This is a genomic window from Kitasatospora sp. NPDC058190, from assembly GCF_042883685.1.
Classification (GTDB): domain Bacteria; phylum Actinomycetota; class Actinomycetes; order Streptomycetales; family Streptomycetaceae; genus Kitasatospora.
Genome location: NZ_JBHVVI010000294.1, coordinates 1 through 1,617 on the forward strand (window position 1 = coordinate 1; position 1,617 = coordinate 1,617).

The window sequence follows — 1,617 nt, forward strand, 5'->3', positions numbered from 1 at the left end:
TTTTTTTATACCCCCCCGCGGGGGGCGGGCCGGGGGGGGGGGGCCCGCCCCCGGGGCCGCCCCCCCCCCCCCGACCCGTCGGCGGGCTCTGGCACGGCATCTGTTCGGTATCAATTCGCCCAGGGCGTAGGGCAGACCCGGCGAAGAGGACGGAATCACCGGCCCGGCAGAGTACCGTCGGATAGCGAGACCGAGCGCCGTCGGCGCGGACGGTCCACAGCACCAGGCCCCGGAACCCCTGCGGGGCCCCTGGCGAAGGGGAAGCACCTCGTGGCACGCATCGGAGACGGTGGCGACCTGCTCAAGTGCTCGTTCTGCGGCAAGTCGCAGAAGCAGGTGAAGAAGCTGATCGCCGGCCCAGGCGTGTACATCTGCGACGAGTGCATCGACCTGTGCAACGAGATCATCGAGGAGGAACTCGCCGAGACCTCCGAGGTCCGCTTCGAGGAACTGCCGAAGCCGCGCGAGATCTACGAGTTCCTGGACCAGTACGTGGTCGGGCAGGACCTCGCCAAGAAGGCGCTGTCGGTGGCCGTCTACAACCACTACAAGCGGGTCCAGGCCGGTGAGGCCGGGCGCAGCGGCGGCAACGGCCGCGAGGACGCCATCGAGCTGGCCAAGTCGAACATCCTGCTGCTGGGCCCCACCGGCTCCGGCAAGACCCTGCTGGCGCAGACCCTGGCCCGGATGCTGAACGTGCCCTTCGCGATCGCGGACGCCACCGCGCTGACCGAGGCCGGCTACGTCGGCGAGGACGTCGAGAACATCCTGCTCAAGCTGATCCAGGCGGCCGACTACGACGTCAAGAAGGCCGAGACCGGGATCATCTACATCGACGAGATCGACAAGGTCGCCCGCAAGAGCGAGAACCCGTCGATCACCCGCGACGTCTCCGGCGAGGGCGTGCAGCAGGCGCTGCTGAAGATCCTGGAGGGCACCACCGCCTCGGTGCCGCCGCAGGGCGGGCGCAAGCACCCGCACCAGGAGTTCATCCAGATCGACACCACCAACGTGCTGTTCATCGTCGGCGGCGCGTTCGCCGGCCTGGAGCGGATCATCGAGGGCCGCGCGGGCGCCAAGGGCATCGGCTTCGGCGCCAACATCCGCTCCAAGCGCGAGTCGGACGCCAGCGACCACTTCCGCCAGGTGATGCCCGAGGACCTGGTGAAGTTCGGCATGATCCCCGAGTTCATCGGCCGTCTGCCGGTGATCACCAGCGTGCACAACCTCGACCGCGAGGCGCTGCTGCAGATCCTCACCGAGCCGAAGAACGCGTTGGTCAAGCAGTACCGCAAGCTCTTCGAACTGGACGGCGTGGAGCTGGAGTTCTCCCGGGACGCGCTGGAGGCGATCGCCGACCAGGCGATCCTGCGCGGCACCGGCGCGCGCGGTCTGCGGGCCATCATGGAGGAGGTGCTGATGTCCGTGATGTACGAGGTCCCCTCGCGCCAGGACGTCGCCCGCGTGGTGGTCACCGGGGACGTGGTCTCCAAGCACGCCATCCCCACCCTCGTCCCGCGCGACATGATCAAGCGCGAGCGCCGCGAGAAGAGCGCCTGACCCGACGGCAGTCATGCGAAGGGGCCCCGCACCGGATCCCGTGCGGGGGCCCGTCGC

The 1,617-nt window shown here is 69.0% G+C and carries 1 protein-coding gene; it reads left to right on the forward strand.

What is annotated here, in order from left to right:
- Positions 1-270 precede the first annotated feature (270 nt).
- Entirely contained in the window at positions 271-1,560 is a 1,290-nt protein-coding gene (gene clpX / locus ACFVWU_RS44885; RefSeq protein ID WP_063347569.1) for an ATP-dependent Clp protease ATP-binding subunit ClpX, read from the forward strand.
- Positions 1,561-1,617 lie beyond the last annotated feature (57 nt).